The 24,854-nt window shown below is 43.6% G+C and carries 26 protein-coding genes; 19 read left to right on the top strand and 7 right to left on the bottom strand.

Annotation, left to right across the window (positions count from 1 at the left end; genetic code table 11):
* The 4 genes from walK to AC1TPC_RS07490 are packed head-to-tail and all read left to right on the top strand — an operon-like array spanning nucleotide 1 to nucleotide 4,920.
* Nucleotides 1–1,851, top strand: a complete 1,851-nt coding sequence (gene walK, locus AC1TPC_RS07505) for a cell wall metabolism sensor histidine kinase WalK (RefSeq protein WP_482066237.1) — start codon at nucleotides 1–3, stop codon at nucleotides 1,849–1,851.
* Nucleotides 1,848–3,299 (top strand): YycH family regulatory protein, encoded by a 1,452-nt coding sequence (locus AC1TPC_RS07500; protein ID WP_482066236.1) that lies wholly within the window; start codon nucleotides 1,848–1,850, stop codon nucleotides 3,297–3,299. The genes walK and AC1TPC_RS07500 overlap by 4 nt, the downstream gene beginning before the upstream one ends.
* A 25-nt stretch (nucleotides 3,300–3,324) precedes the next feature.
* Nucleotides 3,325–4,080: a two-component system regulatory protein YycI gene (gene yycI / locus AC1TPC_RS07495; RefSeq protein ID WP_482066235.1), complete on the top strand. Its 756-nt coding sequence runs from the start codon at nucleotides 3,325–3,327 to the stop codon at nucleotides 4,078–4,080.
* Nucleotides 4,081–4,113: 33 nt separating this feature from the next.
* A complete protein-coding gene (locus AC1TPC_RS07490) occupies nucleotides 4,114–4,920 on the top strand; it encodes an MBL fold metallo-hydrolase (RefSeq protein ID WP_482066234.1) in 807 nt (268 codons plus the stop codon).
* On the opposite strand, the gene AC1TPC_RS07485 is transcribed toward AC1TPC_RS07490, so the two are convergent.
* Complete coding sequence (locus AC1TPC_RS07485; protein ID WP_482066233.1) at nucleotides 4,889–5,110, bottom strand: hypothetical protein; 222 nt, start codon at nucleotides 5,108–5,110, stop codon at nucleotides 4,889–4,891. The two genes, AC1TPC_RS07490 and AC1TPC_RS07485, sit on opposite strands and share 32 nt — an antisense overlap.
* A gap of 163 nt (nucleotides 5,111–5,273) precedes the next feature.
* On the opposite strand from AC1TPC_RS07485, the gene AC1TPC_RS07480 reads away from it, so the two are divergent.
* The 12 genes from AC1TPC_RS07480 to AC1TPC_RS07425 all read left to right on the top strand — a co-directional run bounded on the left by AC1TPC_RS07480 (nucleotide 5,274) and on the right by AC1TPC_RS07425 (nucleotide 16,753).
* The gene (locus AC1TPC_RS07480; protein WP_482066232.1) at nucleotides 5,274–6,629 is read left to right on the top strand and encodes a S1C family serine protease; all 1,356 of its coding nucleotides are present in this window, start codon (nucleotides 5,274–5,276) and stop codon (nucleotides 6,627–6,629) included.
* Nucleotides 6,630–6,935: 306 nt separating this feature from the next.
* Entirely contained in the window at nucleotides 6,936–7,103 is a 168-nt protein-coding gene (locus AC1TPC_RS07475; RefSeq protein WP_063845975.1) for a CxxH/CxxC protein, read from the top strand.
* 3 nt (nucleotides 7,104–7,106) lie between these two features.
* Nucleotides 7,107–7,586 carry a 23S rRNA (pseudouridine(1915)-N(3))-methyltransferase RlmH gene (gene rlmH / locus AC1TPC_RS07470; protein WP_053373454.1) on the top strand — a complete coding sequence of 160 codons (480 nt, stop codon included), beginning with the start codon at nucleotides 7,107–7,109 and terminating at the stop codon, nucleotides 7,584–7,586.
* Nucleotides 7,587–7,683: 97 nt separating this feature from the next.
* On the top strand, nucleotides 7,684–8,346 hold the full coding sequence (locus tag AC1TPC_RS07465; RefSeq protein WP_482066231.1) for a DUF5343 domain-containing protein: 663 nt from the start codon (nucleotides 7,684–7,686) through the stop codon (nucleotides 8,344–8,346).
* A gap of 11 nt (nucleotides 8,347–8,357) precedes the next feature.
* Complete coding sequence (locus tag AC1TPC_RS07460) at nucleotides 8,358–8,927, top strand: Swt1 family HEPN domain-containing protein (protein WP_482066230.1); 570 nt, start codon at nucleotides 8,358–8,360, stop codon at nucleotides 8,925–8,927.
* Nucleotides 8,928–9,156: 229 nt separating this feature from the next.
* The gene (locus AC1TPC_RS07455; protein WP_482066229.1) at nucleotides 9,157–9,825 is read left to right on the top strand and encodes a DNA alkylation repair protein; all 669 of its coding nucleotides are present in this window, start codon (nucleotides 9,157–9,159) and stop codon (nucleotides 9,823–9,825) included.
* A gap of 221 nt (nucleotides 9,826–10,046) precedes the next feature.
* Complete coding sequence (locus AC1TPC_RS07450) at nucleotides 10,047–10,955, top strand: AraC family transcriptional regulator (RefSeq protein WP_482066228.1); 909 nt, start codon at nucleotides 10,047–10,049, stop codon at nucleotides 10,953–10,955.
* A 94-nt stretch (nucleotides 10,956–11,049) separates the two neighbouring features.
* The gene (locus tag AC1TPC_RS07445; protein WP_482066227.1) at nucleotides 11,050–12,738 is read left to right on the top strand and encodes an alpha-amylase family glycosyl hydrolase; all 1,689 of its coding nucleotides are present in this window, start codon (nucleotides 11,050–11,052) and stop codon (nucleotides 12,736–12,738) included.
* A 150-nt stretch (nucleotides 12,739–12,888) separates the two neighbouring features.
* Nucleotides 12,889–14,682, top strand: a complete 1,794-nt coding sequence (locus tag AC1TPC_RS07440) for a GmrSD restriction endonuclease domain-containing protein (protein WP_482066226.1) — start codon at nucleotides 12,889–12,891, stop codon at nucleotides 14,680–14,682.
* Between the two features lie 230 nt (nucleotides 14,683–14,912).
* Complete coding sequence (locus AC1TPC_RS07435; RefSeq protein ID WP_482066225.1) at nucleotides 14,913–15,101, top strand: hypothetical protein; 189 nt, start codon at nucleotides 14,913–14,915, stop codon at nucleotides 15,099–15,101.
* 211 nt (nucleotides 15,102–15,312) lie between these two features.
* Nucleotides 15,313–15,693: a hypothetical protein gene (locus AC1TPC_RS07430; RefSeq protein WP_482066224.1), complete on the top strand. Its 381-nt coding sequence runs from the start codon at nucleotides 15,313–15,315 to the stop codon at nucleotides 15,691–15,693.
* Nucleotides 15,694–15,724: 31 nt separating this feature from the next.
* Complete coding sequence (locus AC1TPC_RS07425; RefSeq protein ID WP_482066223.1) at nucleotides 15,725–16,753, top strand: ParB/RepB/Spo0J family partition protein; 1,029 nt, start codon at nucleotides 15,725–15,727, stop codon at nucleotides 16,751–16,753.
* A gap of 180 nt (nucleotides 16,754–16,933) precedes the next feature.
* Here AC1TPC_RS07425 and AC1TPC_RS07420 read toward each other — a convergent pair whose 3' ends face one another.
* The 6 genes from AC1TPC_RS07420 to AC1TPC_RS07395 form a co-directional block, all read right to left on the bottom strand.
* Nucleotides 16,934–17,665 (bottom strand): hypothetical protein, encoded by a 732-nt coding sequence (locus AC1TPC_RS07420; protein ID WP_482066222.1) that lies wholly within the window; start codon nucleotides 17,663–17,665, stop codon nucleotides 16,934–16,936.
* A 31-nt stretch (nucleotides 17,666–17,696) separates the two neighbouring features.
* Nucleotides 17,697–18,503 (bottom strand): carbohydrate ABC transporter permease, encoded by an 807-nt coding sequence (locus tag AC1TPC_RS07415; RefSeq protein ID WP_482066221.1) that lies wholly within the window; start codon nucleotides 18,501–18,503, stop codon nucleotides 17,697–17,699.
* 3 nt (nucleotides 18,504–18,506) lie between these two features.
* Nucleotides 18,507–19,397: a carbohydrate ABC transporter permease gene (locus AC1TPC_RS07410; protein WP_482066220.1), complete on the bottom strand. Its 891-nt coding sequence runs from the start codon at nucleotides 19,395–19,397 to the stop codon at nucleotides 18,507–18,509.
* Between the two features lie 80 nt (nucleotides 19,398–19,477).
* Nucleotides 19,478–20,773, bottom strand: coding sequence for an ABC transporter substrate-binding protein (locus tag AC1TPC_RS07405; RefSeq protein ID WP_482066219.1), 1,296 nt, complete (start codon nucleotides 20,771–20,773; stop codon nucleotides 19,478–19,480).
* A gap of 92 nt (nucleotides 20,774–20,865) precedes the next feature.
* Nucleotides 20,866–21,870, bottom strand: coding sequence for a LacI family DNA-binding transcriptional regulator (locus AC1TPC_RS07400; RefSeq protein ID WP_482066218.1), 1,005 nt, complete (start codon nucleotides 21,868–21,870; stop codon nucleotides 20,866–20,868).
* 685 nt (nucleotides 21,871–22,555) lie between these two features.
* Nucleotides 22,556–22,837 (bottom strand): hypothetical protein, encoded by a 282-nt coding sequence (locus AC1TPC_RS07395; RefSeq protein WP_482066217.1) that lies wholly within the window; start codon nucleotides 22,835–22,837, stop codon nucleotides 22,556–22,558.
* Nucleotides 22,838–23,264: 427 nt separating this feature from the next.
* On the opposite strand from AC1TPC_RS07395, the gene AC1TPC_RS07390 reads away from it, so the two are divergent.
* From AC1TPC_RS07390 to AC1TPC_RS07380, 3 genes are read left to right on the top strand one after another with little or no spacing between them, the layout of a single operon-like run.
* Nucleotides 23,265–23,771, top strand: a complete 507-nt coding sequence (locus AC1TPC_RS07390; RefSeq protein WP_482066216.1) for a MerR family transcriptional regulator — start codon at nucleotides 23,265–23,267, stop codon at nucleotides 23,769–23,771.
* The gene (locus AC1TPC_RS07385; RefSeq protein WP_482066215.1) at nucleotides 23,768–24,217 is read left to right on the top strand and encodes an SRPBCC family protein; all 450 of its coding nucleotides are present in this window, start codon (nucleotides 23,768–23,770) and stop codon (nucleotides 24,215–24,217) included. Before AC1TPC_RS07390 ends, AC1TPC_RS07385 begins: the two co-directional genes overlap by 4 nt.
* Nucleotides 24,214–24,654, top strand: coding sequence for an SRPBCC family protein (locus tag AC1TPC_RS07380; protein ID WP_482066214.1), 441 nt, complete (start codon nucleotides 24,214–24,216; stop codon nucleotides 24,652–24,654). The genes AC1TPC_RS07385 and AC1TPC_RS07380 overlap by 4 nt, the downstream gene beginning before the upstream one ends.
* The last annotated feature ends 200 nt before the right edge of the window (nucleotides 24,655–24,854 follow it).

The following is a 24,854-nucleotide window of genomic DNA, read 5'->3' as shown; positions in this document are numbered from 1 at the left end:
ATGAAGGGAAAGAGCTTCTTCCGTACGATTCAGGTTAAGCTGGTCATTATTTATTTGCTGCTCATCCTGGTGGCGATGCAGCTCATCGGCGTTTATTTTATAAGCACCGTCAAAAATTCGTTAATCGACAGCTTCACGAACAATTTGAAGGAGCAGGCAGATATTTTGTCCAAATTCGCAGCTCCGAGCTTAGCGGCAAAGCCTGATACCGAAGGCGATTCTCCGGAGAGCACGACAGAGGATCTCAGCCTTGTCGTTCAAAATCTGTTCAGTATTACCGGTGCTGAGGTACAGGTGCTGGATTCGAACGCCAAGGTGGTAGCGACCTCCGTACAGGGCAATCAGTCGTATATCGGGAAGAAGAACAAATCGCTTGCCGTGAGCAGGGCGCTTCAAAATATTACCGATAACGAGCAAGAAATTATAGATGAGGATAATACGCGCATGAAGATGATTGCGCAGCCGGTAACGATAAACGACAACAAGGTCGTTGGCGTGGTGTATGTCGTAGCGTCCATGAACGAGCTGTACAAGACGGTGAACCGGGTCAACCAAATCTTTTTCTCGGGGACGTTAATTGCGCTTGGCCTTACAGGGGTGCTTGGCGTATTGCTCGCCCACACCATCACAAGTCCGATTCAAGGTTTGACCAAGCAAGCAGAGGCGGTTGCGCAAGGGAAATTTGATCTTCAGGTGCCGGTGCTTGGCGATGATGAGATCGGCAGCCTGAGCAAGGCGTTCAACGACATGACGATTCGGCTCAAGGAAGCGTTATCGGTCAATGAAGAGGAGAATGAGAAGCTTGCTTCGATCCTCTCCAACATGAGCGATGGCGTGGTTGCAGCGGATGAGAACGGCAAGGTGATCGTATGGAACCGTAGGGCGCTCGAACTGCTGGACGTACGCACCTGCGAAGGCTGCGCACTGTCCGAGCTGTTTGATTTGTCCGAGGAGAGATTGTCTGAGCTGCAGCAAGGGCGCGGTCAAACGATGCTTATTGAGCGTAATTTCGATGAGCAGGAGCTTGGCGAGGGCAACGAAGGGCTGCTGCGTGCAACTTTTACGCCTATTCATCGTCGAGATAAAGGGACAACGGGTACGATTGCGGTGCTGCAGGATGTAACAGAGCAGGAGAAGCTGGAGCAGTCGCGCCGCCAGTTCGTTGCGAACGTTTCGCATGAGCTGCGGACACCGCTTACGACAATCAAGAGCTATGCAGAGGCGCTTAACGATGGTGCGCTTGAAGAGCGTGAGCTATCCGAGCGCTTCGTCGGCGTCATCCGCAATGAGACCGAGCGCATGATTAGGCTCGTAACCGATTTGCTGCATTTGTCTCGTCTCGATTCCAACCAAGCGCCGCTTCGGCGAAGGCAGACCAACGTGCATGATATGCTCGACGAGGTGGCTGACCGCTTCTCCTTCCAGCTTCGGCAGAAGTCGATTAAAGCGGAGGTACGGGTGGACCGCGGGCTTGAGTTCGCATGGCTTGACCGCGATCAAATCGATCAGGTGCTTGATAATTTATTTTCCAATGCGATCAAATACACACTGGACGGTGGAAAGATTGAGTTAACGGCGAAGCAGCCGGCGGATTCGGCATTCATGGCGATTAGCGTGAAGGATACCGGGATCGGTATTCCGAAAAAGGATCTTACTCGTATTTTTGACCGCTTCTATCGTGTGGACAAGGCACGCTCGCGCAATATGGGCGGTACGGGGCTCGGACTTTCAATTGCCCGGGAAATTGTGAAGGCGCATGGCGGTACGATTTCTCTCTCTTCCGAGCTCAATGAAGGAACTGCGGTTACATTCACCCTCCCGCTGCTGCAGGAAGGGGGTGAGCCTTCATGAAGGAAAAAATAAAAACGACAACGCTGATCGTGCTAGTGGCACTCAGCCTCCTGCAAAGCTATCTGCTTGCCTACAGCATGCCTGGCCTAGGCGCTACGGTAAGAAGCGACCAGGAATTATTCAACGCAGAGCCGATGGGGCCGGCGACGAGCGTGGAGAGCGTTATTTTTCCAGAAGAGCTCGTCATTCATCTGGGCAGCAACAAGCATACTGTGATTTATCCGGGTACCCAGTTCTATGACATGATTCTTAATCAGCGCATTCAGGGTAGAGAATTTAAGGGCTTCCAGCGAAACCCTTCGGACGTGCTGAACTGGGAGGAGATCCGGAAGAACGATATCGGCATCGAGCTGCGGTTCGATAACGGCATTCCGGTTGAGCTGCTGCAAAAGCTGCTTAAGCTTGAGGGCGATCTGCTGTTCTTGAACGAGACGATTGATCGGATATGGATTTTTAAGACGACAGGCTCAGAGGAAGTGCGAACCTTCTTCTTCAGTGCGGACGGCCAAATGGTCTATGAGTCGGTTCGCGCGGATCTTACGGTACGCGACGTGCAGGATTACGTAGGCTTCGGGCAATTCCAGCCCAAGTATACGATGACGGCGGACGGTCTCTATCTCCCGGCTGCACCAATTCAGTCAAAGGAAATGGTATTTGCTTATGAGACTTATTCGCCTGATTTGATGCAGCGAAGCTTGTTCGATCCAAGCACGACAAGAGCAATCGAGGATCGAAGCGGCTCACAAATCTACACCGATGGCAAGCGGGGCTTGCAGGTGGAGCAAAATGGCAAGTGGATTAGCTATACCGATCCAAGCGCGCCGCAAATTACGGAAAATCTGCTCAGCGACAACGTGTATGCTTCGGTAGATTTTGTGAACCAGCATGGCGGCTGGGATGGCGTTCACCGGTTCGTTGCGATGCCGGGAGAGGAAGGAAAGTATATCCGATTTAAACAGTACGTGGAGCAGTATCCTGTCATTGAGACGCCGCCGTTCCGCTATGGGTATATGAAGCTGACGCTGCAGCAAGGTGTCGTAACGGAATATGCAAGATCGCTTATTACGATTGGCTCGCAATCGGAATCACGTAATGTTCGGTGGCTGCAAGGCGGCGAGGAACTGCAAAACAATCTCGAAAATTACAGAAAGCGTGATGACGTAAAAGCTTTATTCCCAGCGCTGCAAGCAGCGCCTGTGGATGATAAGCGACTGCGGTTTATACCGGTGTGGGCTGTTCGTCTCAACGATGGCACAGAAGAGGTGCTGGTAGAGGCATATCCGATCGGATTTGAGCCATCTAAGCAGGTTGATGCCGAAGAGCAAGGGGCGGATGGCAGCACGAAGGATGATTTAGGTGCAACGGCAGAAGGCGGCGCGGGTGCTGTCAGCTGGGCTGCCGGAGGAACGATGCAGCTGCTCACTGGAAATGCCGGCGATATGCGATAGTACAAACGGTTGGGGGTGAAGGCGAGTGGATTGGGGTCGGGCGAAAAACGTGCTTATTATTTCGTTTTTGCTGCTCAATATTTTGTTGGGCTACCAGCTGTGGCTGGATATCCGGGAGCAGCTGAACATTAATGTAAATTCGGCAGAGCTGCCGCAGGATAAGGTGCTGCTTATGCAGCAGAAGCGTATTTCGCTTGAAGCCAATCTGCCGCTGGAAACGCCGGAGCTTGGGGACTTAACATACTTGCTTCACTCTGACAGCCGCAAAAATGCGGAGCCTGTCATACTGGACAAGCCTGTAGATAGTACGATTATTTATTCGAAGACACAGCTAGTAAAGACTTTAGGGGACAAAATTCCCGAGCTTGATCAATATGCATTCGATCTGCTGAACAGCAGCGTGGACAAATTCGTCTTATATCGCGTAGTCGATGGTCGTCCGATGTTCGATGTGAAGCTGACGCTGTATATTAGCAATCAAAAAATAACCTCCTTTTTGCAGGACCGCGTAGAGCTGCTCGGAACGGGAGAAGCAAAGCAGGTGCTGCCGGCCGCGAAGGTAATGGCGAGCTTAATTGAAACCTATTTGCCGGATGGGGCAGTCATCTCTGATATTCAGCTTGGCTATAAAGGTCAAATCTTCGATTCGGAGAAGCAAGTATCGGTGCCATCATGGCGGGTCATGCTTGAAAATGGCCATTTGCTTTATGTACACGCGATAAGCGGCGAGGTTGCAACGGATGAAGAGCAAGGGGAAGCGGCAGCGAACGGTTTACGTTAACGGGAGCGGGAGAAGGGACAGGAAAGAGCGATTATGGGACTTCGATTTACAGTACTTGGGAGCGGCTCGACCGGGAATGCGACAATTGTACAGGGGAACGAGAAGACGGTCATTGTTGATGCGGGAATGAGCGCGAAGAAGCTGGATGAGCTAATGCGCGAGCGGGGAATAACGGGCCATCAATTGGACGCGTTGTTTGTTACGCATGAGCATTCCGATCATATTAAAGGCTTGGGCGCTTTCGCAAGAAAGTATAACTTGCCCATTTATGCGAATGAGGCAACATGGGCTGCAATGGAAAGACATGTCGGTACCATTGCCGCAGAGAATCGTGTCATAATGGAGACATGCGAGGAGATCGCCTGCGGGTCGATGATGGTGCAATCCTATCCAATCTCGCATGATGCGGCGGAGCCGGTAGGCTACAGCTTCGTAGAGGATGGCGAGAAGCTTAGTCTTGCAACCGATCTTGGGTATATAAGCGAGAAGGTCAAGCGTCAGATCATTGATTCAGATGTACTTGTGCTGGAAGCGAACCACGATACCGAGATGCTTCGAATGGGACGTTACCCATGGAATACGAAGCGTCGTATTTTAAGCGATGTAGGTCACTTATCGAATGTAGCGGCAGGCGAAGCCTTGCTTGAGCTCATGACGGACCGAACGAAACGTGTCTATTTGGCTCATTTGAGTCTTGATCATAACTTAATGGATTTAGCGATGCTGACTGTGAATACTATATTAGAGGATAACGGAATATTTTATAAGAAGGAAGAACATCCGCTGCGTGCTACATACCATGACAGACCTACGCCATGGGATGAAGTGAAGCGGAAATAAGCGATTCCAGCTGCGCGTCGAGCGCGTCTGCTTTGGAGCTGAGCTCTTCTCTCGTAATGATGCCCTTCTCTATGAATATCTCTAGCATTGCGCTTAAGGTAAGAACGGTACGATAGTGGTCATCCTTCAAATCTGCCAGCTTTGCAGCAAGCTGTACATGTTCCCAAGCTGCGGGGGTTTTGGCTTTCATATGAGCAACTCTCCTTTGGCGGGACGGTTCTACAAAATGTTTTTAAGATTTCGTGTACGCGTCGTCCGAATCTATTATTATTTTAGTCATTTCTTTCGAAAACATTCCTATATTGAAAAAAAATAGTCTTGATGTCCGAGAGACATCGAGAGGAGCGATCGTAATGAGCTTATTCGACGACGATTTTTATTCAACCAAAGTTTCCAAACGCGCTGCTCGCGAGAGCAGGAAAGAAAACTTTGCTTTTCCATATAAAAGCGGCGGGCGCAAGTGGTCCAATGTCCGCATTGCATTCGTATCCTCAATAACGAGCGCGATTGCCGCAACGCTGTTATTCGGTGTTTTTTTTGGCGGTGGCGGCGGTATTGGCAGCGGCGGAGCATCTGTAGCGACAGCAGGCGGTGTTCAAGCTATTGATCCGCTTGAGCGACCTATACAGGCGTCTGCGAAGGTAAGGCCAGCCGTCGTAAGCATCATTAATTTGCAGAAATTTTCACTCGGAATCGGCAACGGTGAAGCGCTGCCGGACGACTCGAAAGATAAAGGCACGCTGCGTGAAGCGGGTGCAGGTTCTGGCGTCATTATAAGCAAAAATGATGGCAAAGCCGTCATCGTTACGAATTATCATGTCATCGATCAAGCGCAAGAGGTGAAGGTTATACTGATGAACGGCGAGGCCCGCGATGCTCGCATAGTCGGCAAGGATCAGATTACAGACCTGGCCGTGCTTGAGATCGATGCCAAAGGCATAGATGTCGTTGCGGAAATCGGCGACTCGTCGACGCTTCGCCCTGCTGAATATATTATTGCGATCGGCAATCCGTTAGGGCTCGGGGAGTCCGTTACGACGGGCAGTGTGAGCAAGACGAAACAAATCGTACCGGTATCGCTTAATCAGGACGGCGTGTACGACTGGGAGCAAGAGGTTATTCAAATCGATGCTTCCATCAACCAGGGCAACAGCGGCGGGCCGTTGATTGATTTGAACGGACGCGTAGTTGGGATCAACAGCATGAAAATTGCGGATCTCGGCGTTGAAGGCATCGGATTTGCGATTCCGATTAACCTGGCTATGCCAATCGTCGAGAGCTTGATTAAGCAAGGACATGTGCCGCGTCCTTATCTTGGTGTCTATACAATGGACTTGGAGCAGTATTGGGAGCAGAAGGGCTTTGAGGATTCGCAAGACGATGCTGGTGAGGAAGGCTTGCTTCCTGAGGCGGAAGGTGCGGATGAAGATAGCGTCATAGAAGGCGGCGGGGCGCCTTTGAAGCTGCCGGATGAGGTATATGACGGCGTTATTGTGCTTGAAGCGGTTGGTCCCGCTAAGGATGCGGGCCTGCTGTTCAATGACGTAATCGTTAAGCTGGATCGCCAGTCGATCGGCAGCACGATGGAGCTGCGTAAATATTTGTACACCCAGAAGAAGATTGGCGATGAGATTGAGATTAGCTACTACCGGGACGGGGAACTAAAGAAGACTCATTTTAAGCTGGGTGAGAAGAAGGATGAGGAGTAGGGAGTAAAGAGTAAGAGCAAAGAGCAAAGCTTAAGTAGAAACCGCGATGTCGAAATGGGGAACCATTTTGGTGTTGCGGTTTTTTGTTGGATTTTAGGGAGAAGAAGGAACAGTATGTTGAGAATAGTGCGTAGGGATTAGTCGGTGATGGTAGTACGAAGTGCAAAGTGCAGGGCCGTGCAGAATTTGTCGTCTTCACATGGAGAGGCGTTTTCTGCTATGCTGTGTATAGATATTTTGGACAGACTGAAGAAGCAGGAAAGATGATCGGGAATTCAATCAACTAGGATAGGAAGCGTGTAGAGTATGTATTGTGTGTGTAAAGAGCATATGGAAACGGCATTAGACCGATTTGTAGATGAATATGAGGATGCACCGGATGTAGTGGATTTGAAGGAGACGCAGTTTGCCGATTGGGATCCTCCGCGCAAATGCGATTTCTGTGATGAGCCAGCTACTTTTTTGGTGGTTTAGATAATGCATATACAGATAGCTGCCGTAGGCAAGCTGAAGGAAAAGTATTTGGTGCTTGGCATAGCAGAATATGCCAAGCGGTTAGGGCCTTACGTGAAGCTTACGCTCACGGAAGTGCCCGATGAGAAGGCGCCGGAGACGATGAGTCCGGCGGAGGAAGCGATTGTGCGCGAGCGAGAGGGCGAGAGGCTTCTGGCGCAGCTGAAGCCTGAAGCGCATGTTGTCGCGCTCGCGCTTGAAGGCGAGCTCTGGTCAAGCGAGGATCTCGCTGGCCAGCTCGATAAGTTAGCCACGTATGGGCGCAGCCACGTGGCTTTTGTTATTGGCGGGAGCAATGGTCTTGCTCCCGCTGTGCTTAAGCGCGCCCAGCAGAAGCTGAGCTTTGGGCGCATGACCTTGCCGCACCAGCTAATGCGTCTGGTGCTGGTGGAGCAGATTTATCGAGCTGTGAAGATAAATCGGGGGGAACCGTACCACAAGTAACGACAAGTTTTTATTACTCAGAATATTCGTAGTATTCCAACGCATCAAAGACTTTGCTATTATTGGTATATGTATTGTTAAATAAGGAGGCATAAATATGTCTTTACCTCAATCCTATTTAATGACAACTAAAAATCTGAGTGCGTTCTTTAATGCCATTATTTCTGCAAAGGCACCAGAGCGATTTACCCAAAAGTTCCTCCAACAACTAGAGTTTTCAAGCTCAAATGATAGATTATTTATTGGCGTACTAAAAGCATTACAGTTTATTGACGAAAGCGGTGTCCCAACACAACGTTACTATGATTTTCTTGATCAAACTCAGTCAGGGGTTGTTCTAGCAGAGGCAATAAAAGATGCATACTCGGACTTGTTTGCTATTAACAAACGTGCTCACTTAATGTCCCTAGAAGAAGTAACGAATAAACTGAAAACCCTAACACAAGGTCAAAAATCAGCTGAAGTAATTCGATTTATGTCTATTACTTTTAAGGGCTTGTGTGAGTATGCAGATTTCACTGCTTCTGCTCCTGAAAATTCAACTAAGGAACAAAAGCAAGAGGACGAAGCCAAAAATGATGTCGGGTATGTTGAAAGCGATCAACATCAGCCAACTCCAAGAACTGCCCCTAGAGGTGCTGTTGGTAGAGGTGGAATACAGCCAGAATTACACTACAATATTCAAATAATCTTGCCAGAAACAAGGGATCCTCAAGTGTATGATGCTATATTTAGAAGTCTGAAGGAGCATCTCTATTAGGGAGGGGACCTATGGAAAAGGAGCTATATTCTTTTGTCTTCAAGGGACTGCTTACTGAATCAGCGTTGGATCGGACTGGTAGAGTAAAGCATAATTATAATGAACTTGATCCCATAGTAGCTGAAAGATTATCGGTTGACTTGCTGGATGAAGTTTTTGTGACTAGAGCTAAAAGAATGGCAACTGTATATACTGTTATTGCCGCATTTGAAAATACGGTGCGAGACTTTATATCTAAATTATTATTAGAGTCAGCAGGAGAGTCTTGGTGGGAAGCCTCAGTTTCAGAGAAAATTAGAACCAGGGCACACTCAAGAAGGGAGGAGGAGAATAAAATTAGGTGGCATACCCCAAGAGGAGACTCCTATATAAATTATACGGATTTCGGGGATCTAACATCGATTATTCAACAGAACTGGACAATTTTTGAACCCCATCTGCATTCAATCGAGTGGGTACGGCAGTTAATAAATACTCTTGAGAGATCAAGAAATGTAATTATGCATAGTGGTGAGTTACAAAATGAGGATATAGAAAGGATAGGAGCCTCTATTCGTGATTGGGTCAGACAAGTTGGATAAAAGAGGATTGTAAGGACGCTCAATAATTCGAGCGTCCTTTATGTTTTGAGAACTTGCCGTTACAGACAGCGCGGTGAACCGTACCATAAGTAACGGCGAAATGAATCACTCCTTTTTCAGTTGTTATGGTACATTTGTATGCAATAAGACTTATAACGAAATTATGTTATTGATATATCGGGCCATGGACATATTATGAAACAGTGCTTTAATAAAGGAGTTGTGTCAAATGAATAAGAATAAAAGTACAGAAATGAAACGCTCTTCAAAAGCAGAAAATATTCTACCACAGATCAATAGTAAAACTAAGCTAGGCGACTTACGAAAAATCGCGAAGGACATTAAAATAGATCACGAACTAGCTATGGAACTTTGGTCAACCGAAGGGTTTTTGCCCAGACTATTGGCAATCTTAATTATGGACAAAAAACTTCTTTCAGAAGATGTGCTAAATAAGCTTGATAAGGATATGCAGATTCACACATTTGAAGAGCGAAATAACTTAATGGATTGGTTAATGGCTAATCAGCTCACCAAAGACAAGAAGAAAATTGCATTGATGGAGTTATGGGAAAATAGTCCTTCTGCTCTTCAAAGGCGAGCCTTCTGGTATTATAAAGGGCGATTGAGATGGACTGGACAAACACCTCCTGATAACACAGAAGACTTACTATCTGCAATTGAAGCTAATATGGCGCAGGAAGAACCGGAAGTTCAATGGGCTATGAATTTCACAGCAGGCTGGATAGGCGTTTATGATCAAAAGAATCGAGCACGTTGTATTGAACTTGGTGAGAAAACGGGTCTTTATAAAGATGAAATGGTATCAAAGGGCTGTACTCCCAATTATTTGCCGGAGTTCATTGCGATTGAAGTTAACAAACGAAATAATAATTAGTTACCCCTGAAAAATTTATTAGTGTTTGATGTGAAAATAAAGGAATTCAAAGCCTCAATATGGAAAAAGGATCTGAAAGTAAGCTTCCAGATCCTTTTTGCTTAAAGAATTTCGCCTTTAGAAAGATATGCTGAACCTTATCACAAATAGGGCGAATTTTTTGGCATTAATCTCTTTCAGGGTGCGGAAAATTGCTTCCGAAGCGACGAGGTGTCTATCTTATGGAATTATTTAAAGAGCCAATTCTTTATAACGACCCGCTACTTCGTATTCAAGTGCGTAGCTTTCACAGTAGGATCATCTGTCAGCATGGGTGGCATTTCCATCCGCAGATAGAGATTATTGCTGTACGATCTGGAAGAATGGAAATCCACACACCAGCTGAAGTTTATCACTTGCGAGCGGGGGATGTGTTGATTTTGGGTTCTTGCGAACCCCATCTTGATCAGAGAAAGCAAAACGAAGTGGTTGATTATGTAGTGCTCCAATTCGAGCTGGAGGCATTCTTTGATTCTAACATGCTTCCTTTCCTTTATTTGTTCCAGGAGTCATTGCTGCCTTTAGTAAAGTTAAACACATTATTTAGGGAGAATTCGGAATTGCGGCAACAATTCTACAGCACGGTAATAGAATTGCAACAGGAACATGAACAGAGGCAGAGAGGCTATGAGATGGCCATTAACTATTTGGTAAAGAAATGTCTTTTTTTATTATTACGTCATGACAATGAGGGAATGTTAGAACACAACCGATCGATGAACTATGCCAAGCTAAAGTTAGTTTTCGATTATGTGGAAGCTCATTTATCCGATAAAATAACGGTTGAGCAGGCTTGTCTTCTCGTCAGTTTCAGTTATACCTATTTCCTTAAATATTTTAAACAGACTATGGGCATTACTTTCACTGACTATGTCATTCATCGCAGAATCAAACATGCAGAACGCCTGCTTCTAACCGAAGATCTTAGCATTGCACAGATTGCTGAGCAGGTTGGCTTGCCGAACATATCACACTTCTATAAGTTGTTTAAACGAGTCCATCATTGTTCCCCTAAAAGCTTTAAAGACACCATCATAGCCAGAGCTAACGAAACCATTCATGGTATGGGACGGATGATCACAACAGAATAGCATCATTATGGAGTGGTATCGGATATTGGAAGCCTGTTTCAATACAGATACGATAGGAGAAGAGAATAAATAATCTTCGAGGTGATATCATACCATGCTGACTAAATTTCCAACAAAGGGATCTAAGGGTGTACGATTTGTTTATTATACGGATACTCCTGTTAATAGCGTTGCTCTAGCAGGGACCTTTAATAATTGGAATGGCGATAGAAACTACATGAACAGAATGGAGGATGCGACAGGTTGGGAGATTGAATTACCTATTCTTAAGGGAAGACATCTCTATAAATTTGTGGTGAATGGGGAAGCGTGGATTTTAGACCCGTTGAATCCGAGTGTATCGGAAGATGGGCAGAATAACTCTGCGATTACTGTAACTGAATATGGTGATGTACTGATCAGAACAAATGAGATTTCAAAAAATCACCCAGGATACATGTATGAGAACTTTACAGCCCTTTCTAGTCCTGAATGGATTAAAAAATCGGTCATTTATGAGCTTCATCTCCGTGCGTATACAGAAACCGGTTTCCGAGGACTGGCTGATAAGATCGGCTATTTTAAAGAAATGGGAATCAATACGCTGTGGCTGATGCCGTTTAACGAAGTGGGACATGAACGTAGGATTGGTAAATACGGTGACCCCTATGCGGTAAAAGATTTTTATTCGATAGATCCAGAATTCGGAACCAAAGATGATTTATTGTTATTTATGCGCAAAGCTCATGCAAACGGGATCAGGGTCATATTGGATTGGGTCTTGAACCGCACGAGTAGGGATCATATTCTGACAGAAAGTCATCCGGAATATTTTACACATAATGAACAACATGAGATCTACTATGATGTGCCCCTTCGCGAATATTTTGCTGGTTTGCAATTTAGCAACCGCGACATGAGGAAATATGTAATTGAGGCTATGAAATACTGGATTACCGAGTTTGATTTTGACGGAATTCGATTGGATGATTCGGACATTACTCCCTATGATTTCCTCACAGAGATCAAGCAAGCCCTGCTGGAAGTAAAAGGGGATCTCATCCTGATCTCTCAGTCATACGATGAATATCATCATATTGAAGCCTGTGATTTAACCTATAACGGGAATCCTCGTATTCTTATTCGTCAGATGATCGACAGAACGATTACACAGACTGATTTTATAACGATTTATAACTCTTACAAGTACAGCTTTCCTAAAAATTCTCTGAGAATGAATTGGCTTGAGGAGAAAGAACAGTCCAGAGTCAGGGAGTATTTGGGTGTGGAGCATGCAGGACCTGCTGCTTCAATCTTACTTACGCTCGAAGGCGTTCCCCTCATCATGATGGGACAGGAATTTAATGAGAATACGATGGAAACATGGACGTCCTTATTCGATGAGTATAAACTCAACTGGGATTCGTTTGATACAAGGATATTCGAGCAATATAAATTCCTGATCCATCTTCGAACAAATCAGCCGGCATTTTGGGCGGGCGAATTAGAGTTCATACGGAACTCGGAAAAAATGGTGTTATCCTACATAAGGCAGCACAAAGGCATCAAGTTTTTGATTATCGTTAATTTGTCAGAGGATCCTGTGCTCGTTCAGTTTGACAAGGAAACCCAAGCAGACGAATTTCTCAAAGATAGGAAAAATATGCTCTATCGCACTGGAAGGGACGATCTTCACATCGAGAAAGATTCTTCAGCATTATGGGCGAATAGCTATGAAACAATCATATATAAAATGGATGATTGCATGGAAGAGGGGGGCCGCCAAGATGTACCCTCAATTTGATTTGCCGTTAGAGTGATATGCTGAGCCTTATCACAAATAGGGTGAATATTTATTTCAGAGAAAAATAGAGAAGGATAAATAGGTATTTTATAGAATTTTTATAGAATACTTGTTTGTCATTGGTTTAGAGACGGGAGGAAGGCGCGAGGTATGGATAGATTAATGCAGGATTTGGCTATACGTGGTGAAAGTATACAGAGGATCTATGATTATTTTATTGGCGAGCGTTTTTTAGTAAATCGAAGATATCAAAGAAAATTAGTTTGGAGTATTGAAGAAAAGAAAGCATTTATTGATTCTATTCGTAGTGGCTTCCCTATACCGCTTATATTAGTAGCTGAGGTTAACTTTCATGATCAAAAAAACTTTGAAATAATAGACGGTATGCAGCGATTAAATGCATTGATTTCTTTTATTGAAGGTGAGTTTGATTTAGAAGGTGAGTATTTTGATCTGGAAACAATGGCAAAAACAAAGCTATTATTAGACAGCGGTGATCTAATTCAGAAATTCCCCAAAATGGATAGGAAAGTGTGCACCCAAATAGCTGGTTATAATTTACCATTATCTATCTATTCCTTTGAAGGGATAGACAAGATTGATGAGATTTTTCGAAGAATTAATTCGAACGGTAAGCATCTATCTAAACAAGAATTAAGACAAGCTGGAGCAACAGGTCATTTTGCACAACTTGTTAGGCATATATCAAGCAAGGTTCGTGGTGATGTTTCTGCACACGATACACTCTTGCTTAATGGAATGAAAAATATAAGTATTACAAGCCGAGACTTACCTTATGGAATTAACGTTGATAGTGTTTTCTGGGTGGCTGAGGGCATATTAACAAGAGAGTACGTTAGGCAATCACGTGATGAGGAAGTGATTGCTGACATATTGGCATATATGGCGTTAAGTATAAAACCACCTTCAAGTTCGGAGATTCTTGATGAGTACTATGGACTTTCATCAGGGGAAGGAGAAGGAGATAGTAGATTCCAGGAAATTGAATCAGCAGTTCTTAAAGTCACGCCAGAGGTCTTGGGTCAACAGTTCTTACATGTATATGATGAGTTAAGAAAAATTTTGAATCACTCAGGTCAAACCTTTAATAGATTACTTTTTGAAGATGCAGGACCACGACTTCCTAGATATTTTCAAATATTATTTCTAGCATTGTATGAACTATTGATTTTAGAGTCTTTAACAATTGCTAATTATAGGGGATTAATTGAACTTTTGAATAACATGGGTAGTAGGAACATGAATTTAGGAGGCGGGGGTGGACGTTGGAGCGCAAGAGAACGTCAAAGTAATGTGGCTGCAGTAGCAGGCATCATTAGAAGTGTTTTTGTCAAGAAAGAAAGAAGAGACCCAGCAATAGATTCTTGGATAACTCAATTCGAAAATATTTTGACTCAGTCTTTTACGGAGCAATCCTTATATGATTTTAAGCAAGGATTTCATAGGTTGGGGGGAGATTTCGAGTTTGATGAAGCGCTCTTTCAAAAAGTGATTCTAACATTAACAGCAATGGCAAACGTAGGGCCAAATACAGTAGGTTACGTCATTATTGGAATTGCTGATGACCAGGTTGCAGCTGATAGGATTGAATCAGTTTATAGTACAAGCTCAATAAAATTTAATAAGTTTGATATTACGGGCGTTCAAGGTGAAGCTTCAAAATATAAAAATGGACTTGATGGTTACTTTCAATACATCATACAAAAAATTTCTCTAATGCCTATTTCGGAAGCCGATAAAAACCAGATATCAAGAAATATAAAACTGATTAATTACTATGACAAATCAGTACTTATATTTCAAATTGAGAGTAGAAATGAACCATCTTTGTTTGATGGAAAATATCATATTCGTAAAGGGCCAAACAACGAGCCAATACCTCCCGATGAATACCCGAATTTGTTCAGAAGATTTTTCACATAATTATCTGATAAAAACGGTCCTCCAAAGTCTAAAAGACTTTGGAGGACCGTTTCTAAATACCCAGCCAATAAAAATTGTCATGTTCTTCTAGAAAGTCTACCGGAATAAATTAGCATTCAGTTGTTTCGCTGTTAGAGTGATACGGTGAGCCTTATCACAAGTGATGGTAAAGAACAAATGGAGTAACTTAAGAAACACTTGTGAAATCTCAGGTATTGATAACTGATCTAATGAAATTCATTGAAGACTTACCTGAGACGCAGGATAAAAAAGATGTATTAAGTGATTCCAATCAATTACAAGAAGCAATAAAAAGTAATAATCTTGACAGAGCTAAGAAGATTTGGTCAATGTTTGGTCATGTCGTAAGAACTTCATCTGCTGGACTTGCCATAGCTAGATTATTTAGTTGGTTATAAATTTAGAGGGGGCTTCCGTGAGGAAGTCCATTTTTTGTTTGGTGGTTGATTGAAAAGTTTATAAGATTTTATTGTAGATTTAGAAATGAATATACAGACAATTGAAACTATTTGTATTTTTGTGTAGAATATAGTAAATACCCTCTGCCACAGATTAAAAATTCACACCATATTCGAGGGATTAAAACAATCCAATAATGGAGGGATTATTGTGGCATTTACTTGGGGTAATCATTTAGCCAAAAAGTTAGAAACAATTATGTACAGCATGAGAGATAGAGTAAGAGGAATGCATCTTAGAGATTTTGCTGATGAACTAGAAATTAAATTGGAGAATAACAACGATAAAGCGAAATTACGCTATCGTATTTACTCAATTAAGAAAGGGAATAAAGACTTAGCGGATATTGGTTATACATCAGACGGATATATATTGCCGGTGGATGCTGATGATTATCATAAATTATTTATTAGATCTAAAAGCTTAGGTGAAGGCCATTTAAGACGAGCAAACGCTTTAAAAGCTAAGGGTGAAAGCTTACCAAGGAAAAAATCAAATGATGGGCAGATCACTTGGGATTTCGGCATGTAAAGTTTTTTCTTAGTGAAGGGTGGAATTAATCTTGAGAGTACAATCAGTGCCTATTGAATTAATAGATGAGGATATTCACCAGCCAAGAAGTCATTTTGATGAAACTGCTTTGCAAGAACTTAGTGAGAATATTAGTAAATTGGGATTGCTAACTCCAATTAAAGTGAAACTACAGAATAACGGAAGATATTTAATTATATTTGGTAACAGACGATTTAAAGCATGTGTAATTCTAAACATGACCGAGATACCTGCTATTATTTCTGAAAATGAAGATGAAGAAACAATTTATTTGGAACAATTAGCGGAAAACATTCAAAGAGAAAGTTTCACACCAATGGAGGAGGCCGAGGCTTTTCACAAACTTATTCAAGTAGAAAAAAAGTCATTAGTCCACGTTTCTATGAAACTCGGTAAAACAACACAATACGTGTCGAAGAAATTAGAACTTTTAAATTTTAATGAAGAAGTAAAAAAGCTGATCGTTAGCAGTAAAGGAAGTGTAAAGAATCAGCTCTCAGAAGAGCAAGTCACACCATTGATTGATGTACCGCTACATTTTAGAGATAAGCTTGCTCTTAAAGTTGCAAATGAAGAGATAATGGTTTCAGATGTAAAAAAAATAAAAGAACTATTTACAGCACCTGACGATGAGATTGATCCTGCTACAAAATCTAGGTATTTGGTAACCTCCAATGATAAACTATTAAATGATTATAATGATTTAATTATTGATAGGGCAGCGAGAAAGAAACAGTCAGAGAATAAATTCAATCCGGTAGCTGTAGGTAAGGCATTTGTGGCAAACAATAATGATAAAGATGCATTGTATTTCAAGTTGCCTATTCATACCAAGCTACAGAAATTGTTTTTGCAGTTTCCTGGAGAACGCCATTTAGCTGGTAGTACTTTAAGAGAATTAAATATGATGAGAATTGAAGAACGTACAGATTTTTTAGAAACGATTGATTTATTAATTCAAAATCTAGAGGGTCATTTAGAACATTGGACAAATGTGAAAAAGGAATTAGCTAAAGCAAATATAAAATTAGTTAAATAGGAATATTTTTTAAAAAGCAGAAAAGCCTTAATTCAAGGTCTATCTGCTTGGACTAAAGTGGCTCACTTTTATTATTATCGTTCTGGCTCAAAGAAAAATTGACGAAAACAAGACCCTTCTGCGACAACACAGAAGGGTCTATTCTTAAGATGCTAGGTTTATTCCTTCACCATTCCAATTCTAACGGTATTCCTTCACCATAAAAATATCCCGAAAGTCGTTCATATGAAAATGACGTTGATAGACGAAATGATCGACGTCTAGAACGATATCCAAGTCCAGCTCCTTGCACATAAGTTCGAGTGTATCATATAACAAGGCGATTTCTTTCTGTTCAAACTTCTTCAGTTTGAAGTAACCAAGCGATACGTGCGGCACATAAGACTTGCGTTCAGGAAAGATCTTCTCCATCCGGTTGTATAAATCGATTAATATGTTGTAATCACACTCGGATGCTGGAACATATTTAATACTGACGGCATCTTTGCCGCTGGTGCTTGCTCCAAGTGCGCGCATTCGAATGCGCTGCCCGCTGTATTGTGCGGCTATGCTCCGAAATTCCGACTCGATAGCTTCTTCAAGCTGCGCCAAATTTTCCTGAATGACCTGTATGCCAATAGGTGTGTTATTGACATTGCTGAAAGCATGGATCGTCAAATGGAACGTCTCGGGTACAAGATTAACTAATCGATGTTCCAACACTTCAAGCAGCCGCTCCTGAGCAATCTGGCATTTTTGGCGATCAGAATCGGACAATGCGATAACAGAGGTAGCACCGTAAAAGTCATTCATTTGCCCGTCCTGCGTTATTTTGCTAGATAGACTCTTCGAAATGATCCATTCCTCCGGTCTATTGCTCATATCTTGATGCCATCGTCTTTCTAGATCGGAAACGAATGTTTCAAAGCTCATAAAGATTCTCCTTGTCTGCGTGATTAATCATTTATTTCACAGCTCCGTCTGTTAAACCGGATATGAAAAACTTCTGTAAGAACACAAACACCAAAATGACCGGAATAACAGCTAAAAGTGCGGCAGCCGAAGCGGCATTCATATTGTACATAAACTCCGAGAAAAACTTGGAGATGGCCAGTGTTATCGTCTGCTTCTCCTCGTCTTGAAGGAAAAACAGGGCATACCCGTAGTTATTCCAAGCGCCGAGCCCTTTCAATATAATGACCGTTGCTGTTACTGGCTTGAGTTGGGGCAGGATTACGCGATAGAAGGCGCTGTATCGGTTGCATCCATCGACGACTGCGGCTTCGTCCAGCTCCTTTGGTATAGTATTGATGAAATTCGCGTAAAGGAAAATACCCATCGGCAAATTGTTTGTCGTCAATACAAGAATCATGCCCCAGTAGGAATTGATCCCGCCCATGCTGTGCAATACGCTGTACAAGGGTACGATAATACTGAGCGAAGGAATCATCATGACCGCCAAGATCACGTTCATAATCAATCTGCTCGCCTTGGACTTGATGCGTGACAACGGATACCCGGCCATGGAACTGAAGAGCACGACGAGTACGACGGTTGCCACGGTCATGATCATGGTATTCGAGAATGCTCGAAGCAAGCTCGCTTCCTCGATCGCCGTTAGGAAATTATCAAACGATAAATAGTTAGGCAACATCCATCGGGAACTTAAATCCGATTTATGCTTGAGCGCTACAGTGACAGTGATATACAACGGAACGAGATGGACCGCCATAATAAGCAAGCCAATGAACGGGAGAATTCGATTTTTCATAGCTTAAAACTCCACTTCTTTTTTGTATAGGAACCGATTCGTTACCAAAGTCAGAACGATAACCAACACGAATAGTCCTACGCCGAGAGCTGCCGCATAACCGGCATTCTGATTGCCATGATACAAATAGCTGATCATAGTTGAGATAGAATGAGTGCTGAAGCCGGGTCCCCCGCTAGTTAGCGCCATGATTTTATCGAATAGCTGCAAGCCCGCGATCAGCTTCAATGTCACACTCGTAATGATGGCTGGCATTAATAACGGTAACGTAATTCGGAAAAAGCGGCTCAACACACTAGCACCGTCGATTTCGGCCGCTTCGTAGTACATGTGGGGAATAATCTTTAATCCGGCCAGATAGATAATCATCGCTTGACCGACATACTGAAGGCTGGTCACCCACACGATAATATGAACGGCACGGTCGCCATCTGCAAGCCAATCGACGGGCTCGGCGCCAACCAGCAGCAGCAATTCGTTCAAAGCGCCGCCGTCGTACTGAACGAGGAAATACCAAATATATCCCATAATGAGGCCAGAGATAAGCACAGGCATATATACGACAGTCCGAACCAGATTTCGTCCGGCGAAGTTTAGGTTGAGCAGCAGTGCGTATAACAGCCCCCAGACGTTCTGAATAATCGTTGTGCCGAACCCATAAATGAAGGTGTTCATGAGAGCTTTCTTGATTTTTTCATCTGTGAACAGGTGGGTATAGTTGTCTAATCCAACGAAATGATACTTCGGAGAATAGCCGTTCCAATCGGTCAACGAAATTTTTATGCCGTGAAAGAGCGGATAAAACTGAAACACAGCAAATAAAACAAGTGCGGGAATGCAAAGGAGGAATAAGTTGTTACGGATAAACCTCCGATAGTATCGCTTTAATGTCATTTAGGCATCCTCCCTAAAGTCAGGCGCGCGGGGGTTCGCATATATGATTTGCGAACACCCATTGCACCCTGGTATGCTTGTTATTTCGCGGCATTGCGGAGGCGATCGTAATCATCTTTCATTGCTTTCGACACTTGATCCGGATTCATTTCTCCAGCCAACAAGGAAGGACCAACCGATTTCAACGTATTCCACATTCCATTAGGCAAATAGTCGCGGTCGAAATGGTTTAAAACTTTAACATTGGAATATTTGGAAAATACGGCTTGCAGTGGTCCTAGGTCCACCTTCACACCTTTGATACCGGCAGGTAAGGAGTAGCTTTGGGCGACGGCGAGAACATTTTCCGGTTTAGCCAAGTACTCGAGGAATTGTAACGCTTCTTTTTGATGCTTGGAGTCTTTCCATACCCCTACGGCATCGCGTTCACCGCTAATTAGAAAAGGCTGATCCTGCGTACGAGCAACGGGCAAACGCATCAAGGAGATTTTCGCTTCTGGATTCAGCTTCAAGATCTCAACGATGGACAGATTGGATTGGAAGGCGAAAGCGACTTTATTTTGTGCCATTCCTGTAAATGTACCTTGCTTGTCTGCTGTCAAATGATCAACGTTCAAATAGCCTTTATTTTTGAGATTAAGAATAAATTCCGAAACCTTACGGAAGTTGCTCCAGTCGAAATTTCCGCTGGTCAGTTCTTCTCCATACTTGTATTCACTATTTCCGATTAATAACGACAAGGAGACCCGATTGATGAATCCAGCTACATCACCGGCTTCTTTGCCACCGATATGAATGGGCGTTAAATGGGCTTGTTTGATCTTCTCGCATGCGGCCAGGAATTGATCCCACGTTTCCGGCACGGGTATGTTTAAGTCAGCCAATACCTGCTCATTATATAGCATGCCGCTCAAGTCGACATTCAAGGGCAAAACGAAGAAGTTGCCTTGATCGTCCGTAATCGTTGGCTTAATTTCGTCTACTAGTCCAGAAGCCCATGGCTGATCGTTGAGCGGAAGCAGATATTCACTGTATTTGCGAACCGACCAACCGTGCGTCGACCATAAATCCGGCAAATCGTTGTTTGCCATTTTGACATTGAGCAAATTTTCGTACCCGTCACTGACGCTCGTTAATTTAACGGAGACGCCGTTTTGTTCGGTATTAAACTTATCGACAATGGATTTATAAGCTTCCAACGTTCCGCCCGACGCATTAGACATAAATTCCACTTCGACAGGAGCTTGATTACTAGTGTCGCTTGGTTGGGTTTTGTTCGCGTTATCGGATTCGGCCGGCTTACCACAAGCTGTCAGTAAACATACAATCGTCATTGCAATCATCGTGCTTTTGAACCAAAATTTTATGCTCATCATTATCGCTCCCTATTTTATGACACCGTTGTCAATATTGCTTAATATTTAAACGTGTGTAAAAACACACGGAATGTTCCTTCGGCCCATCTAGGTTAGATTCGGACGCTTTCTCGGATGATCAGCTGGGGATCTACTTCAATGGATTGAATGTTTTCTTCGCCATTAAATATTTTGGCAATAACCACAAACATTTCATGAGCCAACCTCTCAAAGTCTTGTCCCATCGTGGTTAGCGGCGGTGAATAGTAGCTGGACATTGGAATGTTATCAAATCCGATGACGGAAACATCTGCTGGAATGGATATGCCGTGGCGGTTAAGAGCGTGATAAACCGCTATTGCTTTCTCATCGCCGGAAACAAAAAATACTTGAGGAAGTTCATGCTCTTGGATTTTATATTCGACAAGTTGCTTGATTTTCTCCAAAGCATTCATATGGTATACGATTTCTAGGTCGGCAAGAGGGATTTGATGACGGGTATACGCATCCGATAAGGCGTCTGCCCGTTCAATATTCACCTCGAATTCACCTCCCAGCAGAAAACAAATCCGCGTTAACTGTTTCTCGAATAAATATTCGGCGACATCTTCGACACCTTTTCGGTTGTTATTTGAGATTGAAATTGGGATTTCGTTATTTTTCTCAAAAGAGATAAAAGGAATTTGATTACGCCTCGCGATCTCAATTCGTTTGTCGTGCTTCTCGACATAAAATAAAACCAGTACATCGATAAAACCGCCGAACTGCTCCAGCATGGATCCGCTTAACTCATTGTCGTCGTAAATGACTTCTTGAATGATCGTATATTGATGACTTCTAGCGATCTGATTCGCGTGCGCCATGAAAATATCAAACCACTGTGTCGTGTTCTGTCCTGGTGTTTTACGTACCGAGACAAGTATGTTTTTCACGGTTTTACTGTTTAAATTTTTGGCAAAGAGGTTTGGTTTAAAATTAGTTTCGTCGATCACTTTCATAACCTTCTGCTTCGTAGCCGATTTCACATTGGGTTCATTATTAATGACACGAGATACCGTTTTAAAAGAAAATCCTGAAAGATTGGCGATATCTCGGATCGTATATTTTTTATCCATCATCTATCTCCTTAAACAATCTGAAGTTCAAATTCATTTGACACCGGTGTCAAAACTTGTTGTATTTTTTCTGCATCTGTAGATTACCATAGATTGATTTCTCTTAGTGTAAGCTTTTTGTAAAGGGAGATGAATTGAAGCCGTCTAAGTCCAATGCAATAGAAAGGGCACCCAAAGAGGTATCCAAATCATTTCGCCCTAGAGTTGATACGGTGAGCCTCAATAAAATATAAAGGAGCACCCAGACGGGTGCTCCTCAATTTCGTTCTACAGATATTTTGCTGCATATGGCTCCTCAAGCGGAATTTTGGAACAACATCTTATTGTTCTCGCACCTAATCTGCCATTCGGCCAGGGGGTTATTTTGAGGGTCTTTCTGCATAGGGAGCGGTTGCTGCAGCCTTAATGCAATGCTGATTCTGCCTACTCGGCAAGACGGCCACCGTTTGTTTCCCCATCATATGCACTTCAAACGGATAGATTAAAACGGGACATGTTGTTTGCTTATGAAGCTGTTTGATATGGACTCGTTTGACTCCCATTATAAGATTCCAGAAAAAGAACAAAATTGGTTTCATTTTTTTTCATTCCTTTCAATTGTAAATGGGTTAACCAAGGCACACCACTGGAAATTCACAGTCTATGTGGTATTATGCAACAATTAGAGCGATCTAACTTTACGTTAACGCTAAGCGGTGCTCTGGAACAACATTTTATTATTTTCGCACCAAATCTGCCAATCGGTACGCGGGTTGCGTTGCGGGCTTTTTTGTATAGGGATGAATGGCTGCAGAGGCTCATTATTCTTTTGCCAATCCGGCAGGACGGTTATGGATTGCTTATCAATCAAGTACGCTTCAAACGAATAGATTATGCCAAGACAGGCTGGATTACCTTTATCGTTCTGATTTGCATTTTCCCGTTTGATTACCATCATTAGATTCCAGATGAACAATAAAATAGCTTCCATTCTTCCATTCCCCCCAACCTAGTATTAAGAGTTAACTAGATTATATCAAGCTTGCAATAGAACTTCTGTCGAGTTGTAAACCAGATACATAAAAATATTTAGACAAAAATCTTTGCTCGAATGTCAACCCTGAAGCAAGGTTGTTTCATTCGAAAAGGTGACAAGGTAAGAAGAGGAAAAGGCTTGATCGTGCTGACTTTCTAGCGTTTTACGAACGATAAACGATGACGTGCTGGAAGCTAAATAGCTTGGAATGATTTGAAGTATTTAAAACAAAAATCGAGATCTTCATGTAGTAACGTGTTGTAACATTATGTTGGAAAAAGAGTGATGGTATTTTAACGATTTCGCTTGCACCTTACGTAACGTAATGTTTTACAATAGAGCTACCGGTACATAAGCTAGCGCCAAAGAGTGGAGATGGTTCATGAAGAAACATTGGAAGGTCGGAGATCTCGCCAAGCTGACGGGAATTACCGTACGAACCTTGCGGTTTTATGATCAAATCGGGTTGTTCTCTCCGTCGGGACAAACGGAATCCGGCCACAGGCTGTACAATGAATTAGACTTGTCGCGATTGCACCAGATATTATCGCTTAAAGAGCTGGGGTTATCTCTCGAGGAGATTAAGTCGGCGTTAATTGGCGGGAGGATCAGTCCGCTTGAGATCGTCACCCTTCAAATAAACCAAATCAAAGAACAGATCCAACTGCAGCAGAAACTATTGGAGCAGCTCAGTCATGTATCCAAGCTTATGCAGGGCAAGGCGGATTTAACGGTTGAAGATTTCACGAGCCTTCTGCAAGCGATGAAGATGAGATTTGAGAAACCAATCATTGAGCGGCAAACGAGTTGGGAGCGGCATTTGGACCTGTTGGGAGACTTTCTTGCCGAGGAGAACGGAATACCGAAACATAAGGAGGAAAATCAATGAACGAACGATTCGTCAAGCATGGAACCTTCGTCGTCGAGCGGACTTATGCCGCTTCACCGGAGCGGGTTTATCACGCATGGGCCAACCCGATTGCCAAAGCCAAGTGGTTTTCGAAGCCAGACATCTTCGATTTCCAGGTTGGCGGGCGCGAGTATAGCAGAGGGGGGCCGCCGGAAGGGCCGATCTTTACCTTCGACGCCAGCTACCAGGAGCTTGTTCCAGAGCAGCGCATTGTCTATACGTACACCCTGGATTCGGGCGACATACGCATCTCCGTCTCGATCACAACGGTCGAGCTTATCAAGGTGGAGGGCGGTACGAAGCTGATTTTCACGGAACAAGGTGCATTCTTTGATGGACATGATACGCCAGAAATACGAGAACACGGTACAAACATCATGTTGGACACACTGGGCAAGGTAGTAGAAGGGGAGATAGGAGCATGACTATAGGTGAAAATGAACTTATTGCTTCGCGCGAGTACGATGTCCCGCGGGAGCTTGTGTTTCGGGCCTGGACAACTCCCGATTTGTTAGCAAGGTGGTGGGGGCCGGAAGGCTTTACGAACACGTTTCACGAGTGCGATATGAGACCGGGAGGCATGTGGTTATTCACCATGCATGGACCGGATGGCGTGGATTATCCTAACCATAATGTCTTTGTTGAGATCGTGCCGACGGAGCGGGTCGTGATTGATCATCTAAACGTTCACGAATTTCGGGTAACGGCTACCTTCGAGGGCTTCGATGGCCGCACCAGGGTCACCTTCCGTCAACTTTTTAAGGAGAAAGAGGAGTTTGAACAAGCCAAGCCGATCTGCATAGAAGCTAATGAACAGAACCTTGACCGGCTTGGCAAGCTGCTGGTGGAATTGGCCGACTAGCCTTGCAAAGTGATATCGGCTTTTACCCGAAAGAAATGCCACTTAAGTGATGACTCTAAAACTGTCGCCGTTCAAGATTCCTATCGGGAATCGGACGGCGATTTTTATTTTAAATAAAAATTTTATAGTTGATTAGGATGCATCTCGAAAGAGGTGCCTTTTTTGTTTTATTAAAGAAATTTTAATCCGAAAAGAGCGAA

This window comes from Paenibacillus sp. Y280, assembly GCF_056786335.1.
The sequence above is the reverse complement of the archived record's forward strand: the minus strand, read 5'-3'. Positions and strand labels throughout refer to the sequence as shown.